This window comes from Phocaeicola sartorii JCM 17136 = DSM 21941 (genome assembly GCF_054653615.1).
Genome location: NZ_BAAIFW010000005.1, coordinates 395,448 through 412,438 on the forward strand (window position 1 = coordinate 395,448; position 16,991 = coordinate 412,438).

The following is a 16,991-nucleotide window of genomic DNA, read 5'->3' on the forward strand; positions in this document are numbered from 1 at the left end:
TTCTCTGCTTTTGAGGGGAATATTTAGAAAAAAGTATGAGGTTTGAGTAAGTGTTTTCTTCCGGCTGCCTGTTTTTATTCTCGAAAGGGGAATAAGAGCCCCTTCACTGGAGAAAAACAAGTCAGTGTTAACTAATTTATAAATTATGAAAGGCAATCAATTAATGAGAAAGCCCAAATTGCTCAGGGCGCTTTTGATTCTTTTGTTTGTGGCCGCACCCATACAATGGACCCGCGCACAAATTGTTCTTTCCACTCCCAAGACAACCCTTGGAACAGTGATCAAGAACATTAAATCACAGTCTAACTATCAGTTTTTCTATGATGACAAACTGGCCGAAACACCGGTGAATGCCATTGATGTGAAGAACGGTTCGTTACAGTCTGTACTTGATGCGGCTTTGCAGGGCAAAGGAATTACATATAAGATAGAGGATAACATTGTCTATCTTTCAGCACCCGGAGAATCTCAAATACCTCAACAGACAGGACAGGAACGCACAGTGACCGGAACAGTGGTGGATGCGACAGGCGAAGCCTTGATCGGTGTGAACGTACAGGTGAAAGGAAATCCCACAGCCGGTACGATTACAGACTTTGAAGGTAACTATTCGCTGTCGGTTCCCGGTAATGGCGAGGTGGTGTTCTCATACATTGGTTACCGTTCGGAGACATTGAAGCCCGATGGCAAGAATGTGCTGAACGTAACCATGCAGGAAGATACACAGCAGATTGGCGAAGTGGTGGTAACCGCTTTGGGCATCAAGCGGGAGAAGAAAATGTTGGGGTATGCGGTTCAGGAACTGAAGAGTGATGAACTGAACAAGACAGGCGACCCCTCGGTAACCAGTGCCTTGCAGGGCAAGGTGGCAGGCCTTCAGATGAACACCTCGGCTACCGGTCTGGGCGGCTCTACGAAGATCACCATCCGTGGCAACTCTTCGCTGACAGACAACAACCAGCCGTTGTGGATTGTGGACGGCGTTCCGTTCAGCGACAATAGTACTTCCGACGCATCCCGTTATGGGGGGGTAGACCGTGGTAGCGCCTCTATGGACATCAATCCGGACGATATCGAGAGCATTTCCGTCTTGAAAGGTCCGAATGCGGCGGCTCTTTACGGTTCGCGTGCAGGTAACGGGGTGATCTTGATTACCACGAAAAAGGGAACTAAGAAAGACGGGTTAGGAATCCGTTATAGCGGTAATTTCACTTGGACGGCCATCGGCGAGACATTGGATATGCAGCGCCGTTACGGACAAGGACATATTGATACCAAAGATGCCGGGACTGCGGTATATGACAAAGCCGACAGCGGAAACTGGGGACCGGTATTGGATGGAAGCCTGAAACAGGCTTGGAACGGAGAGACTTACGCTTACTCCAGCTATGGGGATAAGTTGAAAGATTATTTTGATACCGGTTTCTCGCATACGCATAACGTATCTGTCAGCAACGGTACAGAGAAGTCACATTTCCGTACTTCGTTCGGTTACTCTGATAATGATGGCGTGTTCCCCACAGAAAGCCTGAGTCGTGTGAATGCCGACCTGAATGCAGGAACGGAACTGAACAAGTGGATGTCTATGGACGGAAAGATCTCTCTGTCACGTACCAAAGCCGATAACCGTCCACTGTATGGTGACTATGGCGCTATCGCCCAGTTGATGCGGATACCCAACAACGTCCGTTTGGATGACTTGAAACAATATTCGGATGCAACGCATGCACATGTAAACTGGACAGGTCCTACTGCCAGCATCCGTAACCCTTATTACGTATTGCATCAGCGTCAGAACTCGGATGAACGCTGGCGTGCTTTCGGATATTACGGCATGAAGATCAATTTCACCGACTGGTTGCACCTTTCTGCCAAATATGCTTTTGACTACTACCGCACCAGGGTGCAAAGCACCAATGCGGGTGATGGAATCAATGGAGAAGCCAATACGTCCATGATTACGAATGATTCCATGGATCGCAGTGAGGAGAACTTCTTCGAATCCAATGCCGAAGTCATTTTGATGGGTGACCGTCAGTTGACGGACAACTTCCGCCTGGGCTTCAACGCCGGTGCTAACTTTATGTACCAACGTTCGGAAACGTTGGGCGTGGGCGTAGGCAACATGGTGGACAAAGGCAACTGGATGCTGAACGCGGCCAATTTGTTGAGAACCGGTAAGGAGGATGGCTACAAGCGTGCCATGAACTCCGTGTTCGGCTCTGTACAGATGGCGTGGAAGGAATACCTGTCTTTGGATCTGACAGCCCGTAACGACTGGTCATCCACTCTTCCGTCAGGCAACAATTCTTTTTTCTATCCGTCGGCCAACCTCAGTTTCGTCGTGTCAGACTTCTTGCGCTCTATCGATAAACCCTTGCCAAGCTGGGTGACCTTTGCCAAGGCACGTCTGTCTGCCGCACAGGTAGGTAAGGACACAAGCCCTTATCAGTTATACAATACCTACTCTTTCAAATTCGATAATGGCGTATTGACTCCGACCAAAGACAATGTGAAGATGAACGACCGGTTGAAGCCTGAAATCGCGACCTCTTACGAAGCGGGTCTGGACATGAAGTTCCTGAACAACCGCCTGGGATTTGATTTTACTTACTATTACAGCAAGACCAAGAACCAGATTATGAAAGTGCCCGCAGCAGCTCCCTGGAGTGGCGGACAATGGGTAAATGCAGGTATGGTAACCAATCAAGGGGTGGAACTGATGTTGTATTCCACTCTGGTAGAAACGAAAGATTTTGCTTTCGACCTGAATGTGAACATGGCTCACAATGTATCGAAGGTGAAAGAACTGGCTCCGGAAGAAAATGTGAATTATATGTTCTTTAACGGTGACGGAAACTTTCCTGTAAAAGTAGGTACACGTGCCGGACACCAATTAGGCGAGATTTATGCCACATCGCTTTATAAGCGCAATGAAAACGGCGATATCATCGTCAATGAGAATGGGTTGCCCATGACCGTGACCAATGAATCCGAATATGTGAACAAACCGATTGGTAATATCCAGCCAAAGCTGACCATGTCCGTGTCTCCTACCTTTACTTATAAGGGGATTACCCTGTCGGCACTGTTTGATATGAAATTTGGTGGTGATATCTTCTCTTATTCCGAGATGCTGGCTACCGGAAACGGTTTGGCCAAGCGTACCTTGAACCGTGGCGAGGAAAACAACTATATGATGGTATTCCCCGGTGTGACAGAATCAGGAGAGGTGAATACAAAACAGGTTTCCGCTTCAGAATACTATGGCGCATTGCAGGCTGAGGATTTCATCTACGATGCTTCATTCATTAAACTGAAAGAATTGTCAATCGGCTATTCATTCCCTTCATCCATGCTGAAGAAGACTCCTGTCAATTCGCTGAATGTGTCATTTGTGGCACGTAACTTGTGCTATCTGATGAAGCACACACCGGGTACCAGCCCCGAAGGCGGTTATGACACCACGATGTTCTCACAAGCCATTGACTATGCATCGCTGCCGTTCACACGTACGTTCGGTATTTCTATCAACTTAGGTTTCTAATTAATTAAAAGGAAAAACTGATTATGAAAATCAAATTATATAAATCCGTAGCCTTATGCTCGTTGCTGGCTCTGGCCGGATGCCATGATTTTGAAGAATTGAACACCAATCCTTACGCACCGATTTACGACCCCACAGTGGAGCATGTGTCGGCCGAGGGCATAGACATTGATTATACCTTGACAGAACATGCCATGGCAAGTTTGAAAGGGATGGAAGGCGCTATCGGAAGTATTTTCGCCAACTTCACTTACGAAGGTCCTTACAATGATTATCAGGTGACGACCAATCTGACTCATGATATCTATGCCGGTTATTGGGGAAACAATGTCAGCGGTTTTGTGAACCAGGCACCTACCTATTCTTATACGGACGGATGGTCGGCCAACCGCTGGAAGCATTTCTATGATGACCGCAGCACTTCGGAATACAGCCAGTTGGTCAAGACATTCTATTTCTGTAATAAGGATTATTACCATACGGCATTCTATATCACCCGCATCTATTATGCTTTCTTGTTGTCCATGCAGACGGATACTTATGGTGATATCCCCGTTGCCTATTATGTAAAAGGAGCGATGCCTCCGGAAGAGAATGTGGCTTATACACCTCAAAAAGAAGTTTATAACATCCTTTTCCAGCTGTTGGACCAGGCAATCACAGCGTTGCATCAGGAAAACCTTCCTGCTGTCAGCCAGTATGACTTAGGCGATCATGACAAGTGTTATGGCGGTGATGTGGACAAATGGCGTCGTTTTGCCAATACGCTGCGTTTGCGCCTTGCTTTGCGTGTTTCCAATGTAGATCCGGCATTGGCCCGGACTCAGGCTCAGGCAGCTTTGGCAGATCCTGCCGGTCTGATGCAAAGTCAGGATGACAACATGAAGCAGACTCCGAAACGTCAGTACATTGCCGGCGGTAATGAAAACATTTATGCCTTGTTGTTCAGCTGGACCGGCAATGCCGTATTATCCAAAGAAATGGAACGGGCTTACAAGAATCAGGCGTTGAAAGAGGATGCGGCACCCGATGCAACCACTACTTTCAATGAAAATTCGGCAAACTGCTATCTCGACCCCCGTTGTGAGGTTTTATGGTTCCGTCCTACTCCGTTCGATTCGTTGACTGCCAGCCCGCTTCCCATCGAGAATCCGAAGAGAGATTTCAACGGGGTGATGAATGGAGAAACCAACGTAGGAGGTTCTTACCTGAACAGATATTCTGCCAACCGTTGTATGCTGTCATCCGATGCCATGAACAAGAATTATTGGTGGAATCTGGCTCGTGAAATTGTCTGGATGGGGTATGCTGAAAGCTTGTTCCTGAAAGCGGAAGCGGCATTGCGCTGGCCGTCATTGGTGGATGAAACACCTGAGTCCCTCTATCTGAAGGGCATCAAGGCGTCCATGGATTATTATGAAATTGATTCGGACAAGGCCCGTGAATACATCAGCCATCTGGATGGCGTGAAGGCTTTTGCCGGTGGCAGCAAGGAAGAACAACTGGAACAGATTATTACCCAGAAATGGATTGCCGTTTTTCCGAATGGAAATGAAGGATGGGCGGAAGTGCGCCGCACCGACTATCCGCGTTATCTGCTGGCTCCGGTTAATGGAAACAATTCCAACGGTGAAGTGGGGGCAGGCAAGCTGATCAAGCGCATCAACTATCCCAATAGCGAGTCCCGTAACCCGAACAAGCCGGGCGATGTGAATCAGGGCAGCCGCGTGTGGTGGGATGTGGCCGATACGATGAGTGATAACGGTCAGTGGCATACACCGGATAATTTCCGCTAGAAATTGCTATCTTTGTATCTCAGAGAACTTAAAAAAGAAACAAAATGAAGCAAATTCTAGTTTTATTGGCAGCCGTTCTGTTGTTGGGCGGCTGTGCGGAAGAGAAGAAGACCGATGTGCGTTGGGCTACTTTCAATATCCGTTATGACAATCCGCAGGACAGTTTGAACAATTGGCAATACCGGAAAGACCGTGTATGCCAGTTTATTAAAGATCGTGAGCTGGACATAGTCGGTATGCAGGAAGTCTTGCATAACCAGTTTCAGGACCTTCGCGCCGGCTTGCCCGAGTACGACGGAGTCGGTGTGGGGCGTGATGATGGAAAGACCGCGGGTGAATACGCGCCGATATTCTATCGGAAGGACAAATACGAGGTGTTGGATTCCAATACTTTCTGGCTGGCCGAAAATCCCGACAGCGTAGGAATGATGGGATGGGATGCGGTTTGTGTCCGTATCGCCACTTGGGCAAAACTGAAGGACAAGGACACCGGAAAAATATTCATGGCGGTCAACACGCATTTTGACCATATAGGTGAGGAGGCCCGCCGTCAGAGCGCATTGCTCATTATCCGTAAGATAAAAGAGATCGTAGGCGACCGTCCCGCAGTGGTTACGGGCGACTTTAATGTGACCGATGCGAGTGATGCATACGAAACTATCACCACTAACGAGTTTGTGCTGAAGGATGCTTATAAGACGGCTGCCAGTGTGACCGGTGTGAATTATACTTTTCATGATTTCGCCCGTATCCCGGCAGAAGACTGTGAAAAGATTGATTTCATCTTTGTCACTCCGCAGGTGCTGGTAAAGAGTTGTGAAATACCGGCTGAAGTGCCGGAAGCTTTGCTTTCCGACCATAATCCTCAGTTGGCCGACTTGGAATTCTGATTTTTTTAATAGGTGAACTTACGTCGGTAGAGTCTTTAAGTGGGGGCTTTATCGGCGTTTGTTATAGTAGATTCTTTCTCCTGATTATATTTCCCTGTTATATCTATCATTATAGTTTTTCCGTGTTCGTTATATTCTTGTTAAAGAGATGATAGCCGACAAAGGCTAATATCATAGAAGGTATGAAACATACAACAGCAATCAGGAAAACAAAAACAACGCACATTTCAAGGTAGTCTATCCAATTCAAAAGTCCACGAATTAATCCATCTATCATAAGGTAGGCGAATAGCAAGAGAATGAATATGACTTCATAGATTAACCCAAATGCAAACCAGTGTTTCCCGTTTGCAAAAGGCCAAGTAATAGCACTGGTTATACAACACCAGCCAATAGTAAATAACACTATTTCACTTGTTAGGGATTTGCCAAAGATTGTCAGCTCAAGAAGCATCAATACTCCGGCATATAAAATGGTAAACCCCTCAAACTTCCAAAATCGTTTATCAGTCAGTTTCATAGCTTGCCTCCTTTCTTCCAAAGGTAGATAACAGGAATATTATTGCATCGATAATTAGCCAAAACAAGAAATCCGACATCCGATAAGGCGCGATGAGAATCTGATAGCACTCGGTCAATGGAAGGGCGATCTTTTATATACATAGTTTGCATAAATGACGACCCGTAAATTACAAAATTCACAATCTCCAAAACAACAAGTGCTACTAAGCCCGATATCTTCTGCCACTTCTTCATACGCCTACTATTTTTGTCCGTGTCCCAAAATTACTACAATTCTCTCTAAAACCGTTATGTTGCTATGTGAAAAGTGATTGAGCCAAACGAAAAAACTGAAATCATATCACTTTCTTGGTGCGTTTCTGTGGCTGAGCGTGTAAACAACACGATCAAGAATGAACTGCTGAAGGATATGGATTTCTTCTCCATAAAGGAAGTACGGGAGGCCGTAAAGGGGGCGGTAACGTTTTATAACAACGAGCGTCCACACATGAGTCTCGATGGCATGACACCTGCCGAAGTAACCCTCTGCAAGGGAGAAATCAGAAAAATGTGGTGCAGCTACCGAGAAAAGGCTCTGAAAAACTTGATGATATAGACCGAAGTGCTTAGATAAAGAAATAACTCTTGAAAGAGTCAACTGATATTATAACTAAGTATTAACTCCGTCAACCATCCTTACAAGTAAGATGAAGGAGTAGTCAACCTAAAGCGTTAAACTACACAGGAATCCGGTTGCGGCCCGCCAGAACTACGGTTTCATACAAACGGAACCAAAGTTACATCCCGATGAAACTAAAGTTTCAACCTGACGGAACCGGTTGAAACTCCTTGTCCGTGTACGCGGTACAAGCGGATTGCAATTCATTCCTTCCCACATGAAAAATAATTTTCTTCCTTCGATAAGTGTAATACCTTACTTAATTGTTTTATATTTGTATCATTAATCCCTTTTAATCGTATGAAGACATACAATTACTATGTATTATTCTTGTTAGTTGTGTTTTGTGGGTGTTCCCGTCCCACGGAATTAACATCGCCGGATGGCAATATAAAGTTAGTGTTCAACCTCAATGAGGCAGGAGCGATGACCTATGGAGTCTCTGTGGGAGGAAAACCGTTCATCACCCCCTCCGTTATGGGCTTTGAAGGTCGTGATGGGGTAAATCTGTCCAAAGGATTCCGGATAGAAAATACTGAGTTTACCACCAAGGATGAGATCTGGACCCAGCCTTGGGGAGAGAATAAATCCATCCGGAACCATTATAACGAAATGGCCGTGCGCCTGAAAGATCCGGCGGATACACAGCTGACCCTTCGTTTCCGTGTGTTCGATGACGGGCTGGGCTTCCGTTATGAATATCAGGTGCCCCGGGTGGACAGTGTGTTCGTGACGGACGAGCTTACTTCCTTCAATCTGGCGCAGGATGGCAAGTCATGGTCTATTCCCGCCAGCTTCGAAACCTACGAGTTGCTGTATCGCACCCTGCCCATCAGCAAGGTGGATAATGCCAACACCCCGATGACTTTCAAAACAGAGAACGGCATATATGCCAGCATTCACGAAGCGGCTTTGACCGACTTTCCTGAAATGACGTTGAAAAAGACCGAAGACTGTCACTTCAAATCGGAACTGGCCTCCTGGCCCGATGGGGTAAAAGCCCGCCTGGCAGGAGGTACTTTTGTTACCCCGTGGCGCAGTATTCAAATAGCCTCCCAAGCGGTAGGACTGATAAACTCCGGCTTGATATTGAATCTGAATGAACCTTGTGCGCTGGAAGGCGATTTGAGCTGGATACGCCCTATGAAATACGTGGGCATCTGGTGGGGAATGCATCTGGGAGTCGAGACGTGGACGATGGATGAACGTCATGGCGCCACCACCGCTAATGCCAAACGCTATATAGACTTTGCCGCTGCCAATAACATAGAAGCGGTGATGTTCGAGGGCTGGAATGAAGGCTGGGAAAGTTGGGGCGGCATGCAGACTTTTGACTATACCAAGCCCTATGCCGATTTCGATATGGCAGAGGTGGCGCGTTATGCCAAGGAGAAAGGGGTTGAGATAATCGGCCACCACGAAACGGGAGGCAATATCTTTAATTACGAACGCCAGCTGGACCATGCTTACCAATGGTATGCCGACCTGGAAGTGCACTGTGTGAAGACCGGTTATGCCGGAGGACTGCCGGGCGGACACAGCCATCATGGACAGTTCAATGTACGCCATTACCGCAAGGTGGTGCAGACGGCAGCCCGTTATCATACCACGGTCAATGCCCACGAACCCATCAAAGATACCGGCATCCGTCGTACTTACCCCAATATGATGACACGGGAAGGCGCCCGTGGCATGGAGTGGAACGGATGGAGTGAGGGAAATCCCCCCGAGCATCATGAATTATTGCCGTTTACCCGTTTGCTGGGCGGTCCGATGGATTATACACCGGGTACTTTCGATATTCTTTACGAGAAGACACGCAACTCTCCCCGCCGCAAGAAATGGAACGATTTGGATCAAGGAAACAGCCGGGTAAATACTACTCTGGCAAAGCAGATAGCCAACTGGGTCATCATTTATTCTCCGTTGCAGATGGCCTCGGATATGATTGAGAACTATGAAGGCCATCCCGCCTTCCGGTTCTTCCGTGATTTTGATGCGGACTGCGACTGGTCCGAAGCCTTGCAGGGCGAGCCGGGTGAATTTGTAGCCGTGGTACGGAAAGCGAAAGATAAATACTTCCTGGGAGCCACCACGAACGAAGAGCCGCGTACACTCACCATTCCGCTGGATTTTCTGGAGGAAGATAAAAAATACCGGGCCGTGATTTATGCTGACGGGGAAGATGCCGATTGGGAAACGAATCCTACTTCATACCAAATCAGTGAGAAAGAGGTGACAGATGCCGATACCTTGTCGGTAGTCATGGCAAAAGGCGGCGGACAAGCCGTGAGCTTCATTCCCTGTGGCATGCGGGAAGAGCCGTAACGGAGAAAATAAAAAAGAAACGCGAAGCACGTGCCGCTGTGGCTGTGTGAGTGAAAAGCAGCTAATAATAACCTTAAAAACCGATATAAATGAAAACAACCGAAATCTCGGCTCCGGCCAGGCGCCGTAGTCCTATTCTTTGGGTTCCCACCGCTTACTTCGGCATGGGGCTTCCTTTTGTAGTCCTCAATATGGTAGCCGTGCTGATGTATAAAGGCTTGGGAGTGAGTGATGCGAAGATAGCCTTTTGGACTTCCCTGATCATGCTTCCCTGGACACTGAAGCCCCTCTGGAGTCCGTTGCTGGAGATGTACCGTACCAAGAAATTCTTTGTCGTCCTCACCCAGATGGTGTCGGGAGTCACTTTCGGACTGATCGCCTTGTCACTTCATCTTCCTTCTTTCTTTGCCATCACCATCGCCTTGTTCGCCATTGTTGCCTTCAGCGGCGCCACGCACGATGTGGCCTGTGACGGGGTGTATATGGACGAGCTGAATGCACAGGACCAGGCTAAGTACATCGGTTGGCAAGGCGCTTTTTATAATGTGGCGAAGATTGTCGGCACAGGTTTGCTGGTCTATCTGGCGGGTTTCTTGAAAGATCGTTACGACGGTTCCGCCGAAGATGCGGTGCTCTACTCCTGGACGGTCATTATGATTGTTCTGGGGGCGGTGATGTTCGCTTTGGGACTTTATCACACCCGTATGCTTCCTTCGGGCAAGCACGCACGTTCGGTCACCTCGTTTTCGCAGAGTATGGCCGAGTTGTGGAATGTCATCCGGAACTTCTTTACCAAGAAGCATATCGTTTACTACATCTTCTTTATTATTTTATATCGTTTTGCCGAAGGGTTTGTGATGAAAATCGTACCTTTGTTCCTGAAAGCCGGTCGTGAGGTGGGCGGTTTGGGATTGACAGAACAGGAGATTGGTATTTATTACGGAACCTTCGGGGCGGCGGCTTTCGTGCTCGGTTCATTGCTGGGCGGGTATTATATTTCCGCACGTGGATTGAAGAAGACTTTGTTCTCCTTGTGTTGTGTGTTCAATCTGCCTTTTATGGCCTACACGCTGCTTGCCATTTTCCAGCCACAGAGCGCGCCCCTTATCGGCGGAGCCATCGTGCTGGAATATTTCGGATATGGCTTCGGCTTTGTGGGGCTTACCTTGTTCATGATGCAGCAAGTGGCTGCCGGCCCTCACCAGATGGCGCATTATGCTTTTGCGTCGGGCATCATGAACCTGGGTGTCATGCTGCCCGGTATGATGTCCGGATACGTCAGCGACTGGCTGGGCTATAAACTGTTTTTCATTTTTGTGCTGGTGGCTACCCTTCCGGCATTCCTGATGACCTGGTTTGTGCCCTTCACACACGAAGACAAGAGATAGAGAAAAACTATTAACCTAACAAAAGAGAATATGAGTGAATTGAAGATTGTGGGCAATCCGTTGCCCGGTATGCCGTGGGAGGAGCGTCCCGAAGGTTGTAAGAATGTGATGTGGAGATGTAGTGCGAATCCGGTCATTCCCCGTGATTTGCTGCCTACGTCCAATAGTATATTCAATAGTGCGGTAGTACCTTTCGGCGAAGGTTATGCCGGAGTGTTCCGTTGTGATGACACGAACCGCCGCATGGCACTTCATGTGGGATTCAGCAAGGATGCCGTTCATTGGGACATCCATCCGGAGAAGTTGCAGTTCCAATGTGATATTCCCGAGATAGGCGAGTGGGTGTATGGTTATGATCCGCGCGTCTGCTTCATTGACGGCCGTTACTATGTGACCTGGTGCAACGGATATAAGGGCCAGCCCACCATCGGCGTGGCATGGACCACGGATTTCAAGACGTTCCATCAGGTGGAGAACGCTTTCCTGCCTTTCAACCGCAATGGCGTGCTGTTTCCCCGCAAGATTAATGGTAAGTTTGCCATGCTGAGCCGTCCCAGTGACAACGGGCATACTCCTTTCGGAGATATTTATTATAGTGAGTCGCCCGACTTGGAGTTTTGGGGACACCATCGCCATGTCATGTCGCCCGCGCCTTTCGAGGTAAGTGCCTGGCAGTGCCTGAAGATTGGTGCCGGTCCTATCCCCATCGAGACCAGTGAGGGCTGGTTGCTGTTCTATCACGGTGTGCTTCGTTCCTGCAACGGTTATGTCTATGCCTTCGGTTCGGCATTGCTTGATCTGGACGAGCCTTGGAAGGTGAAATACCGTTCGGGACCTTATCTCATCTCTCCGCGTGAGCCTTACGAATGCATGGGCGATGTGCCTAATGTATGCTTCCCTTGTGCGGCTTTGCATGATCCGGCAACGGGACGGGTGGCTGTTTATTATGGTTGTGCCGATACGGTGACCGGTCTGGCATTCGGTTATATTCCCGAAATCATAGAATTTACCAAGAAGAATTCCATCGTTTAAGCACGGGTTGTGCTGGATTGGGAAAGAGAGGATGTGCCCTGTCGCTGTTATGTCAGTTCCGGCACATCCTCTTTGTTTTTCCGTTTTCTGTCCTTCGGCGGGGTCTTATTCGGCGAACCGTTCCCTGTCTTTCAATTTTTCTCTTTATATTTGTACGCTAAATACAGCAAGCTATGAAACGACCAAACGTACTTAATTTGACCTGTCCTCCTTTGCCGGTTGTCCGGATCGGTTTCATCGGATTAGGAAACAGGGGTATTCTTGCGCTCGAAAGATATATGCATCTGGAAGGCATTGAGGTGAAAGCGCTTTGTGATTTGCGGAAAGAGAATATAGAGCGTGCAGAGCGGATCTTGCGGGAGTCCGGCCGCCCCGAAGCCGAGAATTATTCGGAAGAGGGGATGTGGTGCAGGATGTGCGAATGTAAGGAGATAGACCTCATTTATATTTGTACGGACTGGTTGACTCATACCGAGATTGCGGTTTATGCCTTGCAGCAGGGCCGTCATGTGGCCTTGGAGGTTCCCGCCGCCATGAGTGTGGCCGATTGTTGGCGTTTGGTGGATACTGCCGAAGAGACCCGCCGTCATTGCATGATGCTGGAGAACTGTTGTTACGATGCTTTTGCCTTGACTACCTTGAACATGGTGCAGCAGGGGGTGCTGGGTGAAATCACCCATGCCGAGGGGGCATACATTCACGACTTGCGCAAGCATTATTTTGCAGATGAACAGGCGGGCGGGTATCACAATCACTGGATAAAGCTTTACAGCCAGCAGCATACGGGGAATCCTTATCCTACTCATGGCTTGGGCCCGGTCTGCCAATGGATGAACATTCACCGGGGAGACCGTATGGAATATTTGGTTTCCATGTCCTCGCGTCAGGCCGGTCTGTCTGCTTATGCCGGACAGGTGTTTGGCGCATCTTCCGAAGAAGCGGCGCAGCATTATGAGATGGGGGATGTGAATACCACGCTGATTCATACCGCAAAAGGAAGAACGATCTTGTTGCAATATGATGTGACCACTCCGCGTCCGTACAGCCGCCATCAGACGGTGTGCGGCACGAAGGGATTCATGCAGAAATATCCCGTTCCCTGCCTGATGCTGGACAAATACGGAAAAGAGCCTTTGTCCGGTGAGCGATTTGAGCAGATGATGGAGCAGTATAAACATCCTTTTACGGCTGTTATCGGAGAAGAGGCGCGGCGGAAGAATATGCCGAATGAGATGAATTATATCATGGACTATCGGCTTATTCATTGTCTGAGGAACGGTTTGCCGTTGGATCAGGATGTGTATGATGCTGCCGAATGGTCCTGCATTACGGAACTGAGCGAGCGTTCCGTGCGGCAGGGCAGTGTTCCGGTGGAGATTCCCGATTTCACACGGGGGGACTGGAAGGGATAGCCAGGCTGAGGTTATACCATGAACCTATTACCTTTATGAAGAATTTATGAAGGATTGGAATAAGAATGGTTCATTGTAATAGCTTGAGATACAATGGCTTGTTCGCGTATGAAGAATTTGAAGGAAAAAAGGAGGGAAATGTGTTTTGAAGAGATGATTAGGACAGATGTTTGTGTTATACTCGTTTTGTGAAATTTGTAAATGGCAGTAGCTATGAAGAACAGAGAGAATAGAACAGGGTGGCTGGAAACCAAATCCAGCCACCCTGTTTTCTATCGTTTAAACTTGTGTCTTATTCTATCCCGATATGATGTTTCACCGGAGTCAGGATGAAAGTAAATTCATAATCACCGTAGGGCAGCATATATTGAGGCAACGGCAGAGCACCCCAGCTGTTTACACAGCCCAATCCCATCTGAGCCTTGTCGATGATCAGGTTGGTCAGGTCCGCTTTCTGTACTTCGGGAGAGTGACGCTGGTCTTTTTGCACGCCATCATCCAGTGAACAGATGGTATAATGCAGGGCGGATGCGGAGAATGGAGCATCAGCTACTACCTTCAGGCCGTTTCCACCGGCATTCAGTTGCTTCCACCAACGGATGTCGGTCTTGGTTCCTGTTTCCTGCGGACGGATATAAGAGTAGAATTGGTCATCCACGCTTTGGCGATAAATGCCCAGGTCTGTGCTGTGATTGCGGTCACTGTAGTTTTCTATCGGACCACGACCGTAATATTCTACGGTTTCAAAGCTCTTAGGCATCTGCATCTGCATACCGAAGCGGAACATCGGAGATACTTTGGCATTCTTGTCGGCTGTCATCTTTTGGGTAACCTTGATGGCTCCTTCGTTGTTGATGACGTATGTCAGATATAATTTGGCAGAAACATTCTTCATGTCATATTCCGCATTCACTATTATCTGGTCATTTTCTGTCTTGGAATTCAAAGAAACCAGTTTCAATCCCGGGTTCTTCCAAGCCGCATATCTGTTCTGCAGGCCGGCACCCATATCATTGTCTGTCGGGGCACGCCAGAAGTTAGGAGTCAGGGCTGCGCCTTCTTTCAGCATTTCTGTTCCGTTCACTGCATATTTGCTTAAGTAACCGTTCTGTTTGTGGAACTCGGCTACGAAGTGATTGCCTTTTACGATCAGATAATGATATTGGTTGTCAATGATTTGCGGAACAACGGTAGGTACGTTGGTCGTTTCCACGTTCTTCAAGTCCATTGCCGGTGCTTTGTAGCCGTTCAGTGTCAACTGGTTCTTGGCCACGGTGAAGCCTGCGGGCAGTAAGCCTTCGCGGTTTTTCAGTTTGTAGGCAACGTTCAGCAACCATTCCTTGCAGGTGCAGGTCTTGCCGATGTTCAATGTAATCTTGGCTGTTTCCTGAGGGGCGACTTTCAAATCATCCACGCGTCCGGTGCGGATTGCTTTTCCATCTTTCAGCACTTCCCATTCCATGTAGTAGGCCGAGAGATCGCGGAAGAAGTTTTCATTGAACACATTTACTTCTCCTTTGCTTAAATCGGCGGGAGTGGTCCAGATGTTCTGATAGAAGTGACCGACTTCATACATGTGTGGGTTGGGAACACGGTCGGGGCTGATCAGACCATTGTCGCAGAAGTTATTGTCCGAAGCGTCAAAACGGTTGAAGTCTCCTCCGTAAGCGTAAATCATCACGCCGTCTTTTCCTTTCCAGCGGCAGGACTGGTCAACGAAGTCCCAGATAAATCCGCCTTGCAGGTTCGGGTATTTGCGGATGATATCCCAGTATTCCTTGAAACCACCTTGCGAGTTACCCATGGCGTGCGCATATTCACACTGGATCAGCGGTCTGGTGGCATCCGTGCGTTGGCCGTATTTTTCCATTCCTTCATAGCCGTAATACATCGGACAGAAAATGTCGGTATGGTCTTTCTGGCGTGCTTGTTCGTATTGGCAGGCACGGCTGGGATCTTCTTCTTTGATCCATTGGTAGCAGGCTTCGAAATTGGGTCCGTCACCGGCTTCATTTCCCAGTGACCAGAAGATGATGCTCGGGTGGTTGAATCCGCGCTGTACATTGCGCTGGTTACGTTCCAGATGGGCCTTCTTGTACGAGGGGTTCTTGGCCAGTGTCTTGTCGCCGTAGCCCATGCCGTGAGATTCCACGTTGGCTTCGGCCACGACATAAATACCGTATTGGTCGCACAGGTCATACCACAGATTGTCGTCCGGATAGTGGCAGGTACGTACGGCGTTCAGGTTGAACTGCTTCATGATCTGGATGTCCTGAAGCATACGTTCGGGAGATACGACATATCCTCCGTCCGGGTCCATCTCGTGGCGGTCGGCTCCCTTGAACAGAACGGCCTTGCCGTTGACCAGGATCTGGTCACCTTTCAATTCGATCTTGCGGAAACCTACTTTGACGGGAATCACTTCATCGCTGCCCTGCATGCTGGCACGCAAGGTATATAAATAAGGTGTCTCGGCACTCCACTTCTTAGGATTCTCTACGTTCATGGTCACCAGACCGGACTTGTTGGCGGTGGCGGTAGCCACTTGCTTGCCTTGTGCATCCACCAGTTCCAGATCGACTTTGCCGCTGCCTTTCAAGTCCAGATTGACAGCCAGGCTGCCGTTTTGGTAAGCTGCGTCCAGGTCGGGAGTCACACGGATATCCTGAATGCGTTTCTTGTTGCGGGCATATAGATAACAGTCGCGTCCCACACCGCTATACCGGAAGAAATCCTGGTCTTCCAGATAGGTGCCGTCGCACCAGCGGAATACCTGGAAAGCGATCAGGTTTTCCTGCCCCGGCTTCAAGTAGGGCGTCAGGTCGAACTCGGCTTCCAGTTTGCTGTCCTCGCTGTAGCCTACATACCGTCCGTTCACCCACAAGTACATGTTGGAGGTAACCGAACCGAAGTGGGCGATAATATCTTTTCCTTTCCATGAGGCGGGAACCACGATTTCGCGGCGGTAAGAGCCTACGTGGTTGTTTTCTGTCGGCACTTCGGGAGGATTGTTCTTGAACTGGTTGCGCCAGGCATAGCCCACGTTCACATAGATGGGGTCGCCATATCCGTTCAGTTCCCATACGGCGGGAACCTGCAGGTCGTCCCAGCCTTTGTCATTGAAACCGGTTTTCCAGAAATCAGTGGGTCGGGAGTCCGCGTCCTTCACCCAGTTGAACTTCCAGGTTCCGTTCAGGGTCATGTAGTTAGTTGATTGTTTTTTGTTCGCTTTCTTGGCTGCATCCGCATTTTCAAAAGCAAAGTAGTTAGTGTGCATCGGCGCACGGTTTACCGCATTTATTTCCGGATTGCGCCATTCTTGGAAGGTCTGCGCGCCTGCTGTAAGGGCGAGGGCTGTGAACAGACCTGTCATAAGTTGTTTCTTCATGCTATTATTTAATTGGTTTTGTGCAAATAT

Annotated in this window: 10 protein-coding genes; 8 read left to right on the forward strand and 2 right to left on the reverse strand. The window is 48.6% G+C overall.

Annotation, left to right across the window (positions count from 1 at the left end; all coding sequences use genetic code 11):
• Positions 1 to 145 precede the first annotated feature (145 nt).
• The 3 genes from ACYQ0C_RS01825 to ACYQ0C_RS01835 are packed head-to-tail and all read left to right on the forward strand — an operon-like array spanning position 146 to position 6,233.
• Positions 146 to 3,547 carry a SusC/RagA family TonB-linked outer membrane protein gene (locus tag ACYQ0C_RS01825; protein ID WP_016275341.1) on the forward strand — a complete coding sequence of 1,134 codons (3,402 nt, stop codon included), beginning with the start codon at positions 146 to 148 and terminating at the stop codon, positions 3,545 to 3,547.
• A 23-nt stretch (positions 3,548 to 3,570) separates the two neighbouring features.
• Complete coding sequence (locus ACYQ0C_RS01830; protein ID WP_016275342.1) at positions 3,571 to 5,343, forward strand: SusD/RagB family nutrient-binding outer membrane lipoprotein; 1,773 nt, start codon at positions 3,571 to 3,573, stop codon at positions 5,341 to 5,343.
• A 44-nt stretch (positions 5,344 to 5,387) separates the two neighbouring features.
• Positions 5,388 to 6,233, forward strand: a complete 846-nt coding sequence (locus ACYQ0C_RS01835) for an endonuclease/exonuclease/phosphatase family protein (protein WP_016275343.1) — start codon at positions 5,388 to 5,390, stop codon at positions 6,231 to 6,233.
• 109 nt (positions 6,234 to 6,342) lie between these two features.
• Here the strand turns inward: ACYQ0C_RS01835 and ACYQ0C_RS01840 are convergent, their stop codons facing one another.
• A complete protein-coding gene (locus ACYQ0C_RS01840) occupies positions 6,343 to 6,753 on the reverse strand; it encodes a hypothetical protein (protein WP_016275344.1) in 411 nt (136 codons plus the stop codon).
• A 363-nt stretch (positions 6,754 to 7,116) separates the two neighbouring features.
• On the opposite strand from ACYQ0C_RS01840, the gene ACYQ0C_RS01845 reads away from it, so the two are divergent.
• The 5 genes from ACYQ0C_RS01845 (at position 7,117) to ACYQ0C_RS01865 (ending at position 13,573) form a co-directional block, all read left to right on the forward strand.
• Positions 7,117 to 7,350: an integrase core domain-containing protein gene (locus tag ACYQ0C_RS01845; protein ID WP_050582525.1), complete on the forward strand. Its 234-nt coding sequence runs from the start codon at positions 7,117 to 7,119 to the stop codon at positions 7,348 to 7,350.
• A 363-nt stretch (positions 7,351 to 7,713) separates the two neighbouring features.
• A complete protein-coding gene (locus ACYQ0C_RS01850) occupies positions 7,714 to 9,741 on the forward strand; it encodes a glycoside hydrolase family 97 protein (protein ID WP_016275346.1) in 2,028 nt (675 codons plus the stop codon).
• 89 nt (positions 9,742 to 9,830) lie between these two features.
• Positions 9,831 to 11,129, forward strand: a complete 1,299-nt coding sequence (locus ACYQ0C_RS01855) for an MFS transporter (protein WP_016275347.1) — start codon at positions 9,831 to 9,833, stop codon at positions 11,127 to 11,129.
• Between the two features lie 30 nt (positions 11,130 to 11,159).
• Positions 11,160 to 12,161, forward strand: a complete 1,002-nt coding sequence (locus tag ACYQ0C_RS01860; protein WP_016275348.1) for a glycoside hydrolase family 130 protein — start codon at positions 11,160 to 11,162, stop codon at positions 12,159 to 12,161.
• A gap of 173 nt (positions 12,162 to 12,334) precedes the next feature.
• On the forward strand, positions 12,335 to 13,573 hold the full coding sequence (locus ACYQ0C_RS01865; protein ID WP_016275349.1) for a Gfo/Idh/MocA family protein: 1,239 nt from the start codon (positions 12,335 to 12,337) through the stop codon (positions 13,571 to 13,573).
• A 292-nt stretch (positions 13,574 to 13,865) separates the two neighbouring features.
• On the opposite strand, the gene lacZ is transcribed toward ACYQ0C_RS01865, so the two are convergent.
• Entirely contained in the window at positions 13,866 to 16,961 is a 3,096-nt protein-coding gene (gene lacZ / locus ACYQ0C_RS01870) for a beta-galactosidase, LacZ type (protein WP_016275350.1), read from the reverse strand.
• Positions 16,962 to 16,991 lie beyond the last annotated feature (30 nt).

What these genes read in the sequence shown, in the direction of transcription:
- ACYQ0C_RS01855 (WP_016275347.1), top strand. Translation starts at nt 9,831, where the DNA reads ATGAAAACAACCGAAATCTCGGCTCCGGCCAGGCGCCGTAGTCCTATT.
- ACYQ0C_RS01850 (WP_016275346.1), top strand. Translation starts at nt 7,714, where the DNA reads ATGAAGACATACAATTACTATGTATTATTCTTGTTAGTTGTGTTTTGT.
- ACYQ0C_RS01865 (WP_016275349.1), top strand. Translation starts at nt 12,335, where the DNA reads ATGAAACGACCAAACGTACTTAATTTGACCTGTCCTCCTTTGCCGGTT.
- ACYQ0C_RS01835 (WP_016275343.1), top strand. Translation starts at nt 5,388, where the DNA reads ATGAAGCAAATTCTAGTTTTATTGGCAGCCGTTCTGTTGTTGGGCGGC.
- lacZ (WP_016275350.1), bottom strand. Translation starts at nt 16,961, where the DNA reads ATGAAGAAACAACTTATGACAGGTCTGTTCACAGCCCTCGCCCTTACA.
- ACYQ0C_RS01830 (WP_016275342.1), top strand. Translation starts at nt 3,571, where the DNA reads ATGAAAATCAAATTATATAAATCCGTAGCCTTATGCTCGTTGCTGGCT.
- ACYQ0C_RS01840 (WP_016275344.1), bottom strand. Translation starts at nt 6,753, where the DNA reads ATGAAACTGACTGATAAACGATTTTGGAAGTTTGAGGGGTTTACCATT.
- ACYQ0C_RS01860 (WP_016275348.1), top strand. Translation starts at nt 11,160, where the DNA reads ATGAGTGAATTGAAGATTGTGGGCAATCCGTTGCCCGGTATGCCGTGG.
- ACYQ0C_RS01825 (WP_016275341.1), top strand. Translation starts at nt 146, where the DNA reads ATGAAAGGCAATCAATTAATGAGAAAGCCCAAATTGCTCAGGGCGCTT.